The following is an 18268-nucleotide window of genomic DNA, read 5'->3' as shown; positions in this document are numbered from 1 at the left end:
TCCTTTTATTTTCTAGATGAATGAAGAGCCTTGTTGTTATTGTTAAATTACGAATAAATCTACAATAAGTTGTGATTTTACATTTTTATTATTTTTCTTTTCTAATTTATATGAAAATTTATCTTTTCCGCCTGCATAGTGACCATAAAATTCCCCGTAGTATGTATTATTTCTTGATGTATATCCATCTTTATACATTAATACATACCTATCATTATTTTTTTTGCTGTATATACTATACTTCGTTTTAACAGTTCCAGAAGTTTGGTTCACACCATACTTCACACTACCCTTTGTCCAATGCTTCTTTGTTTCTATTGCACAAACAGTTTGATTTTTTTGAAATCCAGTTTTCCACTGAGAACTAGAATCCACTCCTCGAACATTATATCTATTCTGAGTGATGTTTACTGATAAACTGATTACAGAAACTAATAAGCCTGCTATAGCAATAACAATTGCCCATGTGACACGTGTTTTTTTCATGTTGTTTCCTCCCTCTAGTCCGCTCTCCATTCATCTAAAAAATTGTATCATAACAATTTGTGAAAATCAACACAAAAGAGCAATTAGACCTAATTATTTTAGAATTTTCTATCTAATTATTAATATTTTTAAATTTAATACATACTAAAAGATAAATACTTCGCTTTTACATTCATAAAAAAACAGCCCCGCCAAAGCGGGACTGCACTCTACCTATTAATCTAAATCTTCACCATTTGTTTCAATTACTTTTTTATACCAGAAGAAAGAATCTTTGCGGGAGCGTTCTAATGTTCCTTTGCCCCAGTCGTCTTGGTCTACGTAGATGAAGCCGTAGCGTTTGGACATTTCGCTTGTGGAGGCACTTACTAGGTCGATAGGTCCCCAGCTTGTGTAACCAATTAAATCTACGCCATCAGCAATTGCTTCTTTCATTTGTTCGATGTGTTTGCGCAAGTAGTCAATACGGTAATCGTCATGGATTTTGCCGTCTTCTTCTACTGTATCATAAGCGCCTAAGCCATTTTCCACGATGAAAAGTGGTAATTCGTAGCGGCTATATAAGTCGTTTAGTGTCCAGCGTAAGCCTTTCGGGTCAATTTGCCAACCCCAATCGGAGGACTCCAAGTATTCGTTTTTCACGCCACCCATTAAGTTTCCGGCAGAGCGGTCGCCTTCTGGGCTAGCTGTTGCGGATAGGGACATGTAGTAGCTGAATGAAATGAAATCAACTGTGTGTGCTTTTAAGATTTCGTCGTCGCCAACTTCTTTTACGATGTGAATGTCGTTCTCTTGGAAGAAACGGTTCATGAAGCTTGGATATTCACCGCGAGCATGAACGTCTGTGAAAAATAGATTTTGTTGGTTTTCGTATTGTGCTTTTAGGATGTCATCTGGATTGTTAGTCGCAGGATATGTCGCCATACGAGCTAACATACAGCCAACTTGTGAGCCTGGAATAATTTCATGCGCCAATTTTGTTGCAAGCGCGCTAGCTACGAATTGATGATGTCCTGCTTGGTAAGAAAGTTCAAGCGGGTTTTTCGCGTCTTCTAAAAGTACGCCACCACCAGTGTATGCGCTAAGTGAAATAACATTGATTTCGTTAAAAGTTAGCCAATATTTCACTTTGTTTTTATAACGTTTGAAAACTGTTTCTGCGTAATTCGTGAAAAATCCGATAACGCGACGATCAGCCCAACCATTATATTTTAAAGTAAGATTTAGTGGCGTTTCATAGTGAGAAAGTGTCACAAGCGGCTCGATGTCATATTTTAATAATTCATCAAACACTTTATCATAAAATTCAAGGCCTTTTTCATTCGGCTCTTTGTCATCACCGTTCGGGAAAATACGGGCCCAGTTTAGTGATAGGCGGAAAGTTTTAAAGCCCATTTCGGCAAATAATGCGATGTCTTCTTTATAGTGGTGATAAAAATCAACGCCATCACGTTTAGGGAATCTTCCTTCTACTTTCCCTGCGATAATTGCTTCGATTTCTGCTTTAGATACGTCTAGTTCAAGGTCTCTCGTGCGTTCTTCTTTCGGAATGAATTTGACCATATCTGCTGTGGAAAGGCCTTTACCATCTACATCGTAAGCGCCTTCAACTTGGTTCGCAGCAGTTGCTCCACCCCATAAAAATCCTTTTGGAAATTGTTTTTTCACTTCAGTCATTTCGTTCGCCCCTTCCGGCTAATTTCTTCTACTTTTCCAGTCTACTTTGTGTAATGCATTACAGGTCAAGTAGAAACTTTATTTAATAATAAAAGGGCTTCGGGAACATCGGCCAGGTCCCAAACTGGGATAACAAATGGTGGTGCGACAAGGGGCAGACGCTCATCTTGCAGGCAGACTTCTGGATTTTGCAGCCAAATTGCGTGGAGTCCTGCACGATTTGCGCCAATAATATCACTTTCAAATGTGTTTCCGACCATTACTGCTTCTGTTTTATCAATTTGAAGTTCGTTTAGTGTGAAATCAAAAATTGTTTTGTCTGGCTTTTCCATTTTCCCTGGTTGGAGTTCGGAATTAGAAGCGTAAATGAAGTCAAAATAATCGATGATGCCGAAATTGGTTAAAACTCGTTTAATTACTTCTGTGTCACTTGTTGCTGTGTTGCTAAGAATTGCTTGTTTGAATCCGAGTTGTTTTACTTTTTCAAGCGTTTCTTTGGCGTCTTTCCGCAGCACTACTTCTGGGTAGGTATCAAGAGGGTGATGGTCGTATCTTGTGTTTGGCACGGTGTTTAATGTTTCGCCCATATCCCAAATAACATGTGTAATCAAATCACTTCACTCCTTTTTATATGAGTATAACAAAAAAAGCCAAGTGTACGCGAACGGCACACTTGGCTTTGTAAGATTAAATATTTGTGATTTCGTCAGTTACTTCAGCTGTTTCCTTGATAACTTCGGATTTCAGTTTGCGGTAACGACCAATACCTGTACCAGCTGGAACAAGTTTACCTAGGATAACATTTTCTTTAAGTCCTAGAAGTTCGTCACGTTTACCTTTGATTGCAGCATCTGTCAAGACACGAGTTGTTTCTTGGAATGATGCAGCAGACAAGAAGGAATCAGTTTCAAGGGAAGCTTTTGTAATCCCTAGAAGAACTGGACGACCTGTTGCTGGTTGGCTACCACTTAAGATAGCTTCACGGTTGGCTTCTGTAAACGTATGAATATCCATTAATGTACCTGGTAAGATGTTTGTATCACCAGTATCCATTACGCGGATTTTACGTAACATTTGACGAACCATTACTTCAACGTGTTTATCGCCAATTTCTACCCCTTGCATACGGTAAACTTTTTGTACTTCTGCAAGTAGATATTCTTGAACGGATAATACGTCACGAACACGAATCAAGGCTTTAGGATCCACAGAACCTTCAGTTAGAGCTTCCCCACGTTCTACGATAGTTCCTTCTTCTACACGCAAGCGAGCAGTGTAAGGAATGTTGTAAGAACGGCGGTCATCTGTACCTTGGATAGTGATTTCTTGTTGACGATCACGACCTTCTTCGATAGAAACAACTTCACCGCCAACTTCAGTGATGATAGCTTGCCCTTTCGGATTACGTGCTTCAAAGATTTCTTGAATACGTGGAAGACCTTGCGTGATATCGTCTCCGGCAACCCCACCTGTATGGAAAGTACGCATAGTAAGCTGAGTTCCTGGTTCCCCGATAGATTGGGCAGCGATGATACCAACTGCTTCTCCAACTTCGACTTCTGTACCAGTTGCCAAGTTTTTACCATAACATTTTTTACATACGCCGTGTTTAGTATTACATGTGAATGCAGAACGAATAGTTACTTCTTCAATTCCAGCGTCAACGATTTGAGTTGCAATTGCTTCTGTAATTAAGTCATTTTCACGTGCAATAACTTCTTTTGTTTCTGGGTGACGAATTGTTTTACGAGAATAACGACCTTCCAGACGTTCTTCAAGTGGTTCGATGATCTCAGTACCTTCACGAATAGCCTTAATTGTAAGACCGCGGTCAGTGCCACAATCGTCTTCACGAATGATAACATCTTGAGCCACGTCAACAAGACGACGAGTAAGGTAACCGGAATCGGCTGTTTTAAGGGCTGTATCGGTAAGACCTTTACGCGCACCATGGGTAGAAATGAAGTACTCTAAGACCGTTAAACCTTCACGGAAGTTAGATGTAATCGGCAATTCTACGATACGTCCTGATGGGTCAGCCATCAGTCCACGCATACCAGCAAGCTGTGTAAAGTTGGAAATGTTACCACGAGCTCCGGAATCTTGCATCATGAAGATTGGGTTTAAGCGATCCAAACTCAAGATCAGTTTTCCTTGGATTTCATCTTTGGCAGCATTCCATACAGCGATAACGCGTTCGTATCTTTCATCATCTGTAATCAGACCACGACGGAATGATTTAGTGATTTTTTCAACTGTATCATGTGCTTTTTCAAGAATTTCATGTTTTTCTTCAAGTGTTAAGATATCCGCAATACCTACTGTCATGCCGGCCTTAGTCGAGATTTTGAAACCAAGATCTTTCATACGGTCAAGCATTTTTGAAGTTTCGGTAATATGGAATTTCTTGAAGACTTCCGCGATAATGTTACCGAGGATTTTCTTCTTGAATGGATCAATTAGTTCCTGTGCAGCAATATGCGCGCGAACATCAGTTGTTGTATCAACGAAATATTTAGCTGGTGTTTCGATTTCTAAGTTGAATTTCGTTGGTTCATTAATATAAGGGAACGATTTTGGTAAGATTGTGTTGAAAATCAATTTACCAACAGTCGTAATTAATAATTGGTTGCGTTGTTCATCAGTGAAACGTTCATTTGGAATCGAACCAGCAAATACAGCAATACGAGAGTGTAAGTGTACATAGCCATTTTGATACGCAAGTTGTGCTTCATTGATATCTTTGAAGATAGTACCTTCGCCGACAGCTTTTTCACGTTCTAAAGTAAGGTAGTAGTTACCTAGCACCATATCTTGGGAAGGTGTTACAACTGGTTTACCATCTTTAGGGTTCAAAATGTTTTGAGCTGCAAGCATTAAAATACGTGCTTCTGCTTGTGCTTCTGCGGATAAAGGAACGTGAACCGCCATTTGGTCACCATCAAAGTCAGCGTTGTAAGCTGTACATACAAGAGGGTGAAGACGGATTGCGCGACCTTCAACTAGAGTTGGTTCAAATGCTTGAATACCAAGTCTGTGAAGCGTAGGCGCCCGGTTAAGTAATACCGGATGTTCACGAATAACTTCTTCTAATACGTCCCAGATTTCTGGAGCCATACGTTCGATTTTACGTTTAGCACTCTTAATGTTGTGTGCTAAGCCGCGTCCAACTAATTCTTTCATAACAAATGGTTTGAATAATTCAAGCGCCATTTCTTTTGGAAGACCACATTGGTACATTTTTAAGTTAGGTCCAACTACGATAACGGAACGACCAGAATAATCGACACGTTTACCTAGTAAGTTTTGACGGAAACGACCTTGTTTCCCTTTAAGCATATGAGAAAGGGATTTAAGCGGACGGTTACCTGGACCTGTTACTGGACGACCACGACGACCGTTATCGATTAGAGCATCGACAGCTTCTTGTAGCATCCGTTTTTCATTTTGCACGATAATGTTTGGTGCACCTAAATCAAGTAGGCGTTTCAAACGGTTGTTCCGGTTGATTACCCGACGATATAAGTCATTCAAATCACTTGTTGCAAAACGGCCACCTTCAAGTTGTACCATTGGACGAATTTCTGGTGGGATAACTGGTAGCACGTCAAGTACCATCCAGCTTGGGTTGTTGCCGGAATTACGGAAAGCTTCCATAACTTCCAAACGACGAATCGCACGAGTACGACGTTGACCTTGTGCAGATTTTAGTTCTTCTTTTAAGTCATTTGTTTCTTTTTCTAAGTCGATATCGGCTAAGATTTTTTTGATAGCTTCTGCGCCCATACCAGCTGAGAAACCTTTACCATATTTTTCGCGATAAACGCGGTATTCACGTTCAGATAAAAGTTGTTTCTTTTCAAGTGGAGTATCGCCTGGTTCTGTAACCACGTAGGATGCAAAGTAGATAATTTCTTCTAATGCACGTGGGGACATATCCATAACAAGACCCATACGGCTTGGAATTCCTTTGAAGTACCAGATGTGAGAAACAGGCGCTGCGAGTTCAATATGGCCCATACGTTCACGACGGACTTTTGATTTCGTTACTTCTACTCCACAACGGTCACAAACTACGCCTTTATAGCGAACACGTTTGTATTTACCACAAGAACATTCCCAGTCTTTCATTGGTCCAAAAATTCTTTCACAGAATAAGCCGTCACGTTCAGGTTTAAGCGTTCTGTAGTTGATGGTTTCAGGTTTTTTTACTTCACCATGAGACCATGAACGAATTTTATCTGGAGATGCCAGACCGATTTTCATATACTCAAAATTATTAACATCTAACAAGTGCCCAACCTCCTAAATTAGTTTGGAGCATTCGCTTTTAGGAAGTGCTTAGGATTTCCCGCACACTCCCTCGACTTTCAGGTAAAGTCTTAGCGATCGCTTAATTTTATATTTTGCAAAAAACAAATCATTGTTTCTTATTGTTTTGGAGTCTCAATTATCGAACCGAATTACTCAGTCTTTTCAGCGGCTGCATTTTCCGGTTGTACGATATTGAAGGCATCATTTTGATTAGTAAAGTCGTCATCATCCATGTCACGCATCTCGATTTCTTCTTCGTCTGCGGAAAGCATTTTAACGTCCATTCCAAGACTTTGAAGCTCTTTGATGAGTACTTTGAAGGATTCTGGCACACCAGGTTCTGGAACGCTTTCGCCTTTAACAATCGCTTCGTAAGTTTTCACACGACCAACCACGTCATCGGATTTAATCGTTAGGATTTCTTGAAGTGTATAAGCGGCACCGTATGCTTCCAGTGCCCATACTTCCATTTCCCCAAAACGTTGTCCACCAAATTGTGCTTTACCACCAAGAGGTTGTTGCGTTACTAGAGAGTAAGGTCCAGTTGAACGCGCATGAAGTTTATCATCAACCATGTGGGCAAGTTTGATCATGTACATTACACCTACAGAGATACGGTTATCGAATGCTTCACCAGAACGTCCGTCATAAAGAATTGTTTTCGCATCGCGGGCCATACCGGCTTCTTCCACTGTGCTCCAAACATCTTCTTCATTCGCACCATCAAATACTGGTGTTGCAACGTGAATTCCTAAAGCACGAGCAGCCATACCTAAGTGTAGCTCAAGTACTTGTCCGATATTCATACGAGATGGTACCCCTAGTGGGTTAAGCATGATATCAACAGGTGTTCCGTCTGGCATAAATGGCATATCTTCTTCAGGTAAAATACGGGAGATAACCCCTTTGTTACCGTGACGTCCGGCCATTTTATCGCCTTCGTGGATTTTACGTTTTTGTACAATATAAACACGTACTAATTGGTTTACACCAGGTGGTAGTTCGTCGCCTGCTTCACGTGTAAAGATCTTCACGTCAAGCACGATTCCGCCGCCGCCATGAGGTACACGTAATGAAGTATCACGAACTTCACGTGCTTTTTCACCAAAGATAGCGTGTAATAAACGTTCTTCTGCAGTTAATTCAGTAACTCCTTTTGGTGTTACTTTACCAACTAGAAGGTCGTTGTCTTTTACTTCAGCACCGACACGGATAATTCCACGTTCGTCAAGATCACGTAAAGCGTCTTCCCCAACATTTGGAATATCACGGGTCATTTCTTCAGGTCCGAGTTTTGTATCACGAGCTTCTGATTCAAATTCTTCAATATGAATCGAAGTATAAACGTCATCTTTTACAAGACGTTCACTCATGATGATCGCATCCTCGTAGTTATAACCATCCCAAGTCATGAACGCAACTAGTACGTTACGACCAAGAGCAAGTTCACCGGAATCCATAGATGGACCGTTACCAAGGATTTCTCCTTTAACAACGCGGTCTCCTTCTGCTACGTTTGGACGTTGGTTATAACAAGTACCTTGGTTAGAACGAACAAATTTACGTAAAGTATATTTATCAATTCCGCCAGTTACTTCTTTGCCATCCACTAGAGATACACGACGAACCCAGATTTCGCGAGCTTCAACGTGTTCTACAATACCGTCATGTTTGGCAGTTACAGCAGCACCAGAGTCTTTTGCAGATACGTGTTCCATACCTGTTCCAACAAATGGAGCTTCAGGGTGCATAAGAGGAACTGCTTGACGTTGCATGTTCGCTCCCATTAGCGCACGGTTACTATCATCGTTTTCAAGGAACGGAATACATGCTGTCGCAACAGATACAACCTGTTTAGGTGATACATCCATGTAGTCAATACGTTCTTTTTCTACCGCTAAGTTTTCTGAACGGAAACGAGCCATAACTTCTTCTTCTGTGAAAGTACCTTGTTCGTCTAATTTCGAGTTCGCTTGCGCTACTACGTAATTATCCTCTTCATCCGCAGTTAGATAATCAATCTTATCTGTAACACGGTTTGTTTCAGGATCTACGCGGCGGTAAGGCGTTTCGATAAAGCCGAATTTATTTACTTTTGCGAAAGAAGAAAGGGAGTTAATCAAACCAATGTTTGGTCCCTCTGGCGTTTCAATCGGACACATACGGCCATAGTGAGAGTAATGCACGTCACGTACTTCATAACCAGCACGTTCACGCGTCAAACCACCAGGTCCAAGCGCTGAAAGACGACGTTTATGCGTAAGTTCGCCAAGTGGATTTGTTTGATCCATGAACTGAGATAACTGCGAGCTACCAAAGAATTCTTTGATAGATGCAACTACTGGGCGAATATTAATCAATTGTTGTGGTGTAATTGTAGTCATATCTTGAATAGACATACGCTCACGAACTACACGTTCCATACGGGATAAACCGATACGGAATTGGTTTTGTAAAAGTTCACCAACAGAACGAAGACGACGATTACCTAGATGATCGATGTCATCTGTATCGCCAACACCATGTAGCAAGTTAAAGAAGTAGCTAATGGATGAAATAATATCAGAAGGCGTGATGTGTTTTACATTTTCTTCGATATACGCGTTACCAATGATATTGATTTCTTTTTCGTCATCATTTGGTGCGTAGATTTTAATAGATTGAACGAGTACGCTATCTTCCATAACTCCATCAGTTGGACGAAGTGTACGGAAACCTACACCGTTTTCTAAATTAGGAATAATTTGATCTAAATTACGACGATCCAAAATGTCACCTTTAGAAGCAATAATTTCACCAGTTTCTGGATCCACTAAAGTTTCTGCTAATGTTTGGTTGAATAGACGGTTTTTTAGATGTAATTTTTTGTTGATTTTATAACGTCCAACGCTTGCAAGATCATAGCGTTTTGGATCAAAGAAACGAGAAACTAGTAAGCTTCTAGCGTTATCAACTGTTGGGGGTTCACCCGGACGTAATCTTTCATAAATTTCTAAAAGTGCTTTTTCAGCATTGTCAGTATTGTCTTTTTCAAGCGTGTTGCGCAAGTAGTCATTGTCCCCGATTAAATCAATAATTTCTTGATCGGAACCAAAGCCAAGTGCACGAAGTAAAACAGTTACTGGTAATTTACGTGTACGGTCAATACGAACGTGTACAACGTCTTTAGCATCTGTTTCATACTCAAGCCAAGCCCCACGGTTAGGGATGACAGTAGAACCAAAGCCTTTTTTACCATTTTTGTCTAGTTTTCCATTGAAGTAAACCCCTGGAGAACGAACTAATTGGGAAACGATAACACGTTCTGCCCCATTAATAATGAACGTACCCATTTCAGTCATTAGTGGGAAATCACCCATAAATACTTCTTGGTCTTTTACTTCGCCGGTTTCTTTGTTGATTAGGCGCAACTTCACGCGCAGTGGAGCCGCATAGTTTGCATCACGGTTCTTAGATTCTTCTACCGAATATTTCGGCTCTCCAAGATCGTAATCAATGAATTCTAAAGATAAATTACCCGCAAAATCCTCAATTGGCGAAATATCGCGGAACATCTCACGTAGCCCTTCATCTAAGAACCATTGGTAAGAAGCTGTTTGAATCTCAATTAAGTTTGGTAATTCAAGTACTTCACTGATTCGCGCAAAACTTCTACGCGTACGATGCCGTCCATATTTTACATCATGTCCTGAATGTCCTGACAAACTATTCACCCCTCAAATTAATTAAAAAATTTATAAGCACACCGACTTCACTTTTAGGCACAAAAACAGTGGAACCCCCCGCACCCGATGTTTAAGTTAAATCGTTCAAAAGCAAGTACTTCCATACTCCTTCATCAGCCTTAAACATCGTTCATCAAAAGTTTCCTGCTACCTCGTGTACATCTGATTCGCATAGTCGCAATCAGATAAAACCTAGTTGGAAATCAAGTGGAACTTCAAAAAGAAAAAATTGCTGCTTTAGACAAAAAGAAAGCGGATTTCATCATATATTTCTGAAAACCACGTCCATGTTTATTTATAGCACCAAAAACCGCGCAAACGCTTCATTTTTCATCATATTTTGAAATAAAATGCAGCGCAAAAAAACGGTATAGATTCTTTTGGCATTATACTATAATACAACATCTCTATGCCTATGTCAAATATTTTTCTAGAAAAAGAAGAAGCGGCATGTTATAATATTTGCCGCTTCTTTTTGCTTATGCTTTAAAATTGTACAAAGGTTTGATTATCTCTTGAATTTCCATTGTATCTCCTACATCAGCAAGCAGTTGTTTGGCTGATTTGTAAGCTTTTGGCGCTTCATCGATTGTTTTTTTCGAAACCGAAGTAGTCCAAACATCTTTCATTGCCGCCTGATAACTTTCCAAACTGATTTGCGCTTTTGCTTTGGAGCGACTTAGCATTCTCCCTGCCCCGTGTGGCGCCGAGTAATTCCAATCAGCATTCCCTTTACCAGTCGCAAGAATACTACCATCACGCATATTAAGTGGAACGATGATTTGTTCTCCAAGCTGAGCAGATGTCGCCCCTTTTCTCAGCATGTTGTTTTCGATATCGATGTAATTATGCACACAATCAAACGCAGAAACAACTGCTTTATCCCATTTCATTGCTTTTAAAATGATTTGCGCCATAACATAGCGATTGCGTGCTGCAAATTTTTGCGCAATCTCCATGTCGTTTAAATAATGTTTTAAATCCAGGCCAGTCACGTAAGATAAATCATAATCCAATTTTACTTGTTCGCGCTCTTCGTTCAATTGATTAGCCATTTCTATATCGCCATGCTTTTTCGCATCCGTTGCACCAAGTTTTAACTCCTTACGCAAGCCATCTAATTTTTTATAAGCGACTTCTTGGTGATACTCCGCGATTTCTTTACCAAGTACTCGACTCCCGCTATGGATTACAAGATAAATCCCATCCGAACCTTGGTTTATCTCAATAAAATGATTTCCGCCACCAAGCGTCCCAACACTTCTCGCGGCCCATCCATAGTTAATCGGCGCAATCACACCATCTAAGTCAAAATCATCAACAGGCTTATCATGCGTCTTACTCCCCGATGGCACTCGTTCGCGAATGACTTTATCAAGTTTATCAAAATCCATTTTCAATTTACCAGGTTTCAATTTCACTACGTACAATCCGCAGCCAATGTCTACTCCAACTAGATTCGGTACAATTTTATCTTGAATCGTCATCGTCGTCCCAATTACACAACCTTTACCGCCGTGCGTGTCTGGCATTATCCGAATCTTACTGTCTTTCGTAAACGGCTGATTGCATAATGTAATAATTTGTCCAATCGTATTATCATCTACGTTGTCCGTAAAAACCGTCGCTTCGTTATATTGTCCTTTTAATGTTAGCATTTCTATTCCTCATTTTCTGTTTAATAGAGAAATGGAAACCCATTCCTCTTCCTAGCTAGTTAAATTACTCAGTTCTCCTTCAATCATTTGACTCACTTCTTTCCCGTTTATTTTTTGGTATAAAAAAAGCCCCTCAATCAAGAAAGATTGAAGGACATGATTTTTAACGAATGATACCTTGAAAAGACGCGGGTTTGATATGCGTGAGCGTTAAAGAACTACCTATTATCTTCAGTCTTGATTGGTTGTTTTTTTCTAGTTTTTTGCTCAGTTTAAGCATATCCCTCAGTCCTTTCTTAGTAAAATGTATTTCTATATTAACACGATTCCACGCTTCATACAACTTAGTTTTTAACACTTCTGAAAATGAAATAGCCCTTATCTTTCGCGACTGTTTCCACATTACCAAAAACTTCTTCCATTTTCTTTTCAGCGGACGGACCACCTTGTTTCTTTTGAATAACGATCCATAGTTCTCCGTTTTCTTGCAAGTGATCGAATGCGCCTTCTAAAATCGCATGAACAACCTTCTTACCTGCACGAATCGGCGGATTACTAATAATCGCTTGGTAGTCAGTAGCAGTCACGTTGTCATAAACAGAGCTTTCATATATATGCGTATTCGAAATTTTATTTAATTCCGCATTTTCTTTCGCAAGTTCTAGTGCGCGTAAATTCACATCCACCATTTCAACTTGGCTATCCGGAAATTCTTTTGCCACAGTCAAGCCCATCGGACCATAACCACAACCTACATCCAAAATTTTCCCCGTCTTCACTTCTAGCTCAAAAGATTCAATTAACAATTTCGAGCCGAAATCCACCGTGTTTTTAGAAAATACGCCATTATCACTTGTAAAATTCATATTAAAACCTTTTAACATCACTTGCCAGGTTTTACGGTTATGTTTAATCGTTTCATCATTTGTGTAGTAATGATTATTAGTCACGAACCGCACCTTCCTTTCATATCTCTAGCTATTTTAGCATAAAACGTCCTCCTAAAGTAGCTCTAATACAGATAAAAAAGGATAAAAAAACAGACCCTTAATAATTAAGAGTCTGCTTCCACTAGAATTAAGATTCTTTCTTTTTAAATCCTTGCGCTTCGAATTGTTCAACTGTTTGTTTTAGACTAACTTTTTTAGGATCTGTTGTTCCGCCAAGTAGCGAACTAACAGAAGCTTTATCTGCTTTATATAAATCAATAGACATAGTTAGTTCAAGCGCTTCATCCGTGAATTTCGTTTCAAGTGAAGCACCTTTACTGTCTTTATATCCGGAGTACTGAGATGCAACTTGTTCTTCTAATTGCTTCTTCATAGCATCGTCCAATTTAACGCCAGCTTCTAAGCCAAGTGCAGCAAATGGGTAAATCATTTTTTGGTCTACTTTTCTTAGATTATCGCCAACGTGAGCAAATGTCGCTTCCAACTTAGCGCCACCTATATCCGCCACGTATGTTACTGTTTCCATTTTTTCTTCTTTCTTCTCACTTGTCTTTTTGCTTGAGTCACTTCCACAAGCAGTTACAAGTAAAGCTAACACTAAAATACTGATAATACTTAAAAACTTTTTCATCTGATTGTCGTTCTCCCTTTTTGTTTAGTTTTTTAGTTGATATTTGTTTAATAAGCTAGATGAATCCATTTTCAAATCCACATATGCTGCAACGCCTTCACTGTACCAGTTTGTTTCTAAACCTTCTTCTCCATTTAAATAACTAACTAAGTACTCATCCCAGTCAGCAAAATGAAGTGCCGCAGCGTCCCATAATTCTCCTAGGAAACCCCACGCTTGTTCTTCACTGATCAAATCTAAAGAAAAACAAACACGTACAATATAACCTAAACGATCCACATCGAACGCGCCATATGTTTTAACTTTATTAGCAGCCGCTACGAGAGCAGTCGCATCATGCCCCTTTTTGTTAGAAGCCTTAGTGACGATACGGGCAACTTTATTGGTTGTATGTGCCGCAACCATACCTGAATAATTATTTGCTTCAATCCAGTTAGTAATGACTTCAACCGCAGAATAGCTATCATTAATCCCAAACATCGGCAGCCAATATTTCATGACTTTAGCTCCTTGCTTCTTCGGATAATACAGTTTTAGCATTTTATTTGAGCCTGTTAATCTAGTTTCCACATTATGCTTACATTCTGTAGTGAAAGCTCCGATACATAGTAAACGCTCTTTATCTGCTGGAAATGTATTAAATTGTTGATATTCTTCTGGTATAACGACTTTTTTTCGACCAAACATTTATTTTTACCACCTTTTTAGTAATATATCATGCTTTTTAATTCTACAACTTGTAGTTTTAAAAGTCAACCGCACAAATAAAAAAACCTCCCTCAAAAAACGAGAGAAGTCTATTTGCTTCGTTCAATTGTAATACCTTTTTTCTTTTCTAGCGTAAAAATTTCTGCTTGGAACGCACTAAAGAACACGCCAACAGTACACAACACAATAAGAAGAATAGAAAAAATCGTATTACCCTTTTTTATTCCAGATCGATAATTCGCAATAAAACTAAGTCTTTCTTTTAACGCTTTCGTATTTTCGTGCAATGAGACAGCCACATACGACTCTTTGTAGTTTCCGGATTTAGCAAGCGACGAAAGTAACGTATCACCATAACCAATATATTTACTTTTCGGCAAAGCAGCCAAAACCGCCTCATCACATGCTAACTCGCGATCCTTTTGAATCCGTTTGTTCATTAGATACATCAACGGATTAAACCAATACACACAAGTGAAAAATTGTACGCCCCAAAGATAATACATGTCTTTACGCTTACAATGAACCAACTCATGCCTAAAAATATAATACAATTCCGCTTCCGAAAACGTTTTATCTGGTATAACTATTACATTTTTCATCAATCCCAAGAAAATTGGCGACGAAACAAGCGGATTTATCATTAATTCAACTGGTCTTTTAATGCCAAGTTCATCAATAATCCCAGCTAATAAATCAAGTTGTACCAAATCATCTACTTTTCGCGCACCCGAAAAAACATATTTTTTAAAATTTCGATACGAGGCTACTCGGTAAATAAAAAGAACCAAGAATCCCAATAGCCAAACCAACCACAAATAATCCAATACTGTCATCCAAAAGGTTATTTTGAAATCGCGCTGTAAAACGACTCCATTTTGATCCATCACAATAGAAGTAACACCATCAAATCCCGTTTTATCCCTCCACATAAACTCACTATCTTTTGCGGCCCTGTAGAAAAAGAACGAAAAAGGAACCGTTAAAAAGAAGAAAACGGTTAACCATGAATAATAAATTTTTGTCTTATTTAAATAACGAGTGAATATTTTTCCAAATATCCAGACAAGCGGTATTAACACAATCGACGTCAACGCCATCGATAAGATTATCTTAAGTAGTTCATTCATCCGATGATTTCGCTCTTTTCCAAAATTGTTGTAAGTCTTCTAGTTCGTCCGGAGAAATTAAATCATTTTGTACTAAATTGGTAATTAGACCTTTGACGTCGCCTTCATAAATATCTTCTACAAAAGTTTCCGTCTGTTGTTCTAAATACTCATTTTCGCTCACAAGTGCATAATATTCATTTTTGCGGCCAATTTTCTTAACGCGAAGTAGGTTTTTCTCCACTAATCTAGTTAAAAATGTAAGAATTGTATTTTTCTTCCATGAAAATTCTCTTTCACTTAGTTTCTCGGCAACATCTGCGTACTGAACCGCTCTTCCATATTCCCAAATGATTTTCATAACTTCTAGTTCAGATTTTGATATAGCTTTAATCGACATATTTAAACCTCCAGGAAACTAATTCACTTACTAATACTAGCATGTAATAGCAATAAAAAAAAGCCTTCTGAAAGACTAATCATACTCTTTTGTATTCGTTTTTACATTTTAATAAAAAAAGACCTTAGATAACTAGTATCTAAGGTCTTTAAGTTAATTACTTAACTTCTACGTTAGCGCCAACTTCTTCAAGTTTAGCTTTGATTTCTTCAGCTTCGTCTTTAGCAACGCCTTCTTTAAGAGCTTTAGGAGCGTTGTCAACTAATTCTTTAGCTTCTTTTAAGCCAAGACCAGTGATTTCACGAACCACTTTGATTACTTTGATTTTAGAATCTCCAGCAGAAGCTAGTTCTACAGTGAATTCAGTTTGCTCAGCAGCACCGCCACCAGCAGCAGCTACAGCTACAGGAGCAGCAGCAGTTACGCCAAATTCTTCTTCGATTGCTTTTACTAAATCGTTAAGTTCTAATACAGATGCTTCTTTTACGGAAGCAATGATTTCTTCAATGTTTAAAGCCATTTTGAAATTCCTCCAATAATATAATTTTTTCGGATTTAACCGAGATTTGTTTGTAGGGTTTCCCCTGGGTAGAACAGATTATGCTTCTTGTCCTTCTTTTTGGTCAGCAACAGCTTTAGTAGCGATAGCAAGACCGCGAACTGGAGCTTGAAGTACGTTGCAAAGCATAGATAGCAATCCTTCGCGTGATGGAAGTGTTGCAAGTGCTTTAATTTCTTCAAGAGAAGCAACTTTACCTTCAATAACACCGGCTTTGATTTCTAGTGCTTCATGATCTTTAGCGAAATCGTTAAGGATTTTCGCAGGCGCAACTACGTCTTCATTACTGAATGCGATTGCGTTAGGACCAGTTAGAGCTCCTTCTAAACCTTCATAACCGTTAGCTTCAACAGCACGGCGAGTTAGTGAGTTTTTGTAAACTTTAAACTCAATACCAGCATCACGCAATTGTTTACGTAATTCAGTGATTTCGCCAACGTTTAAGCCGCGGTAATCAACAATTACTGTAGACGCACTAGCTGATAATTTTGTTTTAATTTCTTCTACTGCACTTTGTTTAGCTTCAAGAACTTTACTCATTTTTCCACCTCCGTCCAACAATTAAATCTAATTAAACAGACACAAGTTCCGTTTGATCAGCAACAAAAAACCTCTGACACCGTAGACGTCAGAGGTTTTTGTAAAATGCACGCGGACGCACACTTCAAAAGAAATCCCTCGGGTGGCAAAATTTAAGCGGTAAACGCACCAACTGTCTACGGTAAGGATATTTGATTGTTTCAACTAGCCTATCTTATCAAAATAGAAGAGACTGGTCAAGTTAAATTTTATAAGCTAGCTGGGTCAACTTGGATTCCAGGTCCGAAAGTAGTAGTTACAGAAAGATTTTTCACGTAAGTACCTTTCGCAGCAGCAGGTTTTGCTTTTTGTAGAACGTCATTCACAGTACGGAAGTTTTCTACTAGTTTAGCAGCATCAAAAGATACTTTACCGATTGCAGCGTGGACATTACCAGCTTTATCAACACGGTATTCTACTTTACCAGCTTTAATTTCGTTAACTGCTTTAGTTACGTCCATAGTTACTGTACCAGTTTTAGGGTTTGGCATTAAACCTTTTGGTCCAAGGACACGGCCTAATTTACCAACTTCCCCCATCATGTCAGGTGTAGCAACGATAACGTCAAAGTCAAACCAACCTTGGTTGATTTTTTCAACGAATTCAGATTCACCAACGTAATCAGCTCCAGCAGCCTCAGCTTCTTTAGCTTTTTCACCTTTTGCGAATACTAATACGCGTTGAGTTTTACCAGTACCGTTTGGTAATACAACAGCACCACGGATTTGTTGGTCCGCTTTTTTAGGGTCAACGCCAAGACGGAATGCTACTTCAACAGTTGCATCGAATTTAGCGAAGTCAATTTTTTTAGCAAGTTCAACTGCTTCTTCTGCAGTGTAAACTTTATTTGCATCAATTTGTTTTAAAGCATCTTGATACTTTTTGCCTTTTTTAGCCATTTCTTTTCCTCCTTAATTGTCAAATTGTGAAACACACGATTAATCTTGGATAGTGATACCCATAGAACGTGCAGTACCTTCAACCATTAGCATTGCAGATTCAACATTTGCAGCGTTAAGGTCTGGCATTTTTGTTTCAGCAATTTCCTGTACTTGAGCGCGAGTTACAGATGCAACTTTTGTTTTGTTTGGTTCACCGGATCCTTTTTCCACTTTAGCTGCTTTTTTAAGTAATACAGCTGCTGGTGGAGTTTTAGTGATGAACGTAAACGAACGGTCTTCAAATACAGTGATCACAACAGGAATAATAAGACCAGCTTGATCGGCTGTGCGAGCATTAAACTCTTTACAGAATCCCATGATGTTTACGCCAGCTTGACCTAATGCAGGTCCAACTGGAGGTGCAGGATTTGCTTTACCTGCTGGAATTTGAAGTTTAACTTCTTTAATCACTTTTTTTGCCACGAGACATACCTCCTTAAGTCCGTGATGTGGTTGACTGGGGCTGATATTTCCCCTCCCACGTTAAAACATACGTCAAAAACGTACTTATATATGATACCATTTTAAATG

The 18268-nt window shown here is 39.2% G+C and carries 15 protein-coding genes and 1 other annotated feature; all 15 genes read right to left on the bottom strand.

The window, feature by feature from the left end; all coding sequences use genetic code 11:
- Window positions 1-42 precede the first annotated feature (42 nt).
- Window positions 43-486 carry a hypothetical protein gene (locus HCJ55_RS10270; RefSeq protein WP_003728067.1) on the bottom strand — a complete coding sequence of 148 codons (444 nt, stop codon included), beginning with the start codon at window positions 484-486 and terminating at the stop codon, window positions 43-45.
- A gap of 216 nt (window positions 487-702) precedes the next feature.
- Window positions 703-2163, bottom strand: coding sequence for a glycoside hydrolase family 1 protein (locus HCJ55_RS10265; RefSeq protein ID WP_039387205.1), 1461 nt, complete (start codon window positions 2161-2163; stop codon window positions 703-705).
- 65 nt (window positions 2164-2228) lie between these two features.
- On the bottom strand, window positions 2229-2774 hold the full coding sequence (locus HCJ55_RS10260) for an HAD family hydrolase (protein WP_185518036.1): 546 nt from the start codon (window positions 2772-2774) through the stop codon (window positions 2229-2231).
- A gap of 76 nt (window positions 2775-2850) precedes the next feature.
- Window positions 2851-6456 carry a DNA-directed RNA polymerase subunit beta' gene (rpoC, locus tag HCJ55_RS10255; RefSeq protein ID WP_003732839.1) on the bottom strand — a complete coding sequence of 1202 codons (3606 nt, stop codon included), beginning with the start codon at window positions 6454-6456 and terminating at the stop codon, window positions 2851-2853.
- A 170-nt stretch (window positions 6457-6626) separates the two neighbouring features.
- Window positions 6627-10181: a DNA-directed RNA polymerase subunit beta gene (gene rpoB / locus HCJ55_RS10250; RefSeq protein ID WP_003729181.1), complete on the bottom strand. Its 3555-nt coding sequence runs from the start codon at window positions 10179-10181 to the stop codon at window positions 6627-6629.
- A gap of 500 nt (window positions 10182-10681) precedes the next feature.
- Window positions 10682-11860, bottom strand: coding sequence for an RtcB family protein (locus tag HCJ55_RS10245; protein ID WP_185518034.1), 1179 nt, complete (start codon window positions 11858-11860; stop codon window positions 10682-10684).
- A 344-nt stretch (window positions 11861-12204) separates the two neighbouring features.
- Window positions 12205-12810, bottom strand: coding sequence for a class I SAM-dependent methyltransferase (locus HCJ55_RS10240; protein ID WP_185502966.1), 606 nt, complete (start codon window positions 12808-12810; stop codon window positions 12205-12207).
- 127 nt (window positions 12811-12937) lie between these two features.
- Entirely contained in the window at window positions 12938-13441 is a 504-nt protein-coding gene (locus HCJ55_RS10235) for a DUF1307 domain-containing protein (protein WP_185502965.1), read from the bottom strand.
- Window positions 13442-13465: 24 nt separating this feature from the next.
- Window positions 13466-14128 carry a DUF1266 domain-containing protein gene (locus tag HCJ55_RS10230; RefSeq protein ID WP_185518031.1) on the bottom strand — a complete coding sequence of 221 codons (663 nt, stop codon included), beginning with the start codon at window positions 14126-14128 and terminating at the stop codon, window positions 13466-13468.
- Between the two features lie 110 nt (window positions 14129-14238).
- Entirely contained in the window at window positions 14239-15279 is a 1041-nt protein-coding gene (locus HCJ55_RS10225; protein WP_185518029.1) for a M56 family metallopeptidase, read from the bottom strand.
- Window positions 15272-15658: a BlaI/MecI/CopY family transcriptional regulator gene (locus tag HCJ55_RS10220; protein ID WP_185481553.1), complete on the bottom strand. Its 387-nt coding sequence runs from the start codon at window positions 15656-15658 to the stop codon at window positions 15272-15274. Before HCJ55_RS10220 ends, HCJ55_RS10225 begins: the two co-directional genes overlap by 8 nt.
- Window positions 15659-15815: 157 nt before the next feature.
- Window positions 15816-16178, bottom strand: coding sequence for a 50S ribosomal protein L7/L12 (gene rplL / locus HCJ55_RS10215; protein ID WP_003729189.1), 363 nt, complete (start codon window positions 16176-16178; stop codon window positions 15816-15818).
- A 78-nt stretch (window positions 16179-16256) separates the two neighbouring features.
- On the bottom strand, window positions 16257-16757 hold the full coding sequence (gene rplJ, locus HCJ55_RS10210) for a 50S ribosomal protein L10 (RefSeq protein WP_003723030.1): 501 nt from the start codon (window positions 16755-16757) through the stop codon (window positions 16257-16259).
- Window positions 16758-16812: 55 nt separating this feature from the next.
- Window positions 16813-16957 (bottom strand) — a sequence feature (ribosomal protein L10 leader region).
- Between the two features lie 48 nt (window positions 16958-17005).
- Window positions 17006-17695, bottom strand: coding sequence for a 50S ribosomal protein L1 (gene rplA, locus HCJ55_RS10205; protein ID WP_003718337.1), 690 nt, complete (start codon window positions 17693-17695; stop codon window positions 17006-17008).
- A gap of 39 nt (window positions 17696-17734) precedes the next feature.
- Window positions 17735-18160, bottom strand: coding sequence for a 50S ribosomal protein L11 (rplK, locus tag HCJ55_RS10200; RefSeq protein ID WP_003718336.1), 426 nt, complete (start codon window positions 18158-18160; stop codon window positions 17735-17737).
- Window positions 18161-18268: the final 108 nt, after the last annotated feature.

This window comes from Listeria marthii, from assembly GCF_014227425.1.
Taxonomy (GTDB): domain Bacteria; phylum Bacillota; class Bacilli; order Lactobacillales; family Listeriaceae; genus Listeria; species Listeria marthii.
The sequence above is the reverse complement of the archived record's forward strand: the minus strand, read 5'-3'. Positions and strand labels throughout refer to the sequence as shown.

Excerpts from the sequence above, each read along its gene's own strand:
- rplA (WP_003718337.1), bottom strand. The coding sequence starts at position 17,695 with ATGGCTAAAAAAGGCAAAAAGTATCAAGATGCTTTAAAACAAATTGAT.
- HCJ55_RS10225 (WP_185518029.1), bottom strand. The coding sequence starts at position 15,279 with ATGAATGAACTACTTAAGATAATCTTATCGATGGCGTTGACGTCGATT.
- HCJ55_RS10270 (WP_003728067.1), bottom strand. The coding sequence starts at position 486 with ATGAAAAAAACACGTGTCACATGGGCAATTGTTATTGCTATAGCAGGC.
- rplL (WP_003729189.1), bottom strand. The coding sequence starts at position 16,178 with ATGGCTTTAAACATTGAAGAAATCATTGCTTCCGTAAAAGAAGCATCT.
- HCJ55_RS10230 (WP_185518031.1), bottom strand. The coding sequence starts at position 14,128 with ATGTTTGGTCGAAAAAAAGTCGTTATACCAGAAGAATATCAACAATTT.
- HCJ55_RS10235 (WP_185502965.1), bottom strand. The coding sequence starts at position 13,441 with ATGAAAAAGTTTTTAAGTATTATCAGTATTTTAGTGTTAGCTTTACTT.
- rplJ (WP_003723030.1), bottom strand. The coding sequence starts at position 16,757 with ATGAGTAAAGTTCTTGAAGCTAAACAAAGTGCAGTAGAAGAAATTAAA.
- HCJ55_RS10265 (WP_039387205.1), bottom strand. The coding sequence starts at position 2,163 with ATGACTGAAGTGAAAAAACAATTTCCAAAAGGATTTTTATGGGGTGGA.
- HCJ55_RS10220 (WP_185481553.1), bottom strand. The coding sequence starts at position 15,658 with ATGTCGATTAAAGCTATATCAAAATCTGAACTAGAAGTTATGAAAATC.
- HCJ55_RS10245 (WP_185518034.1), bottom strand. The coding sequence starts at position 11,860 with ATGCTAACATTAAAAGGACAATATAACGAAGCGACGGTTTTTACGGAC.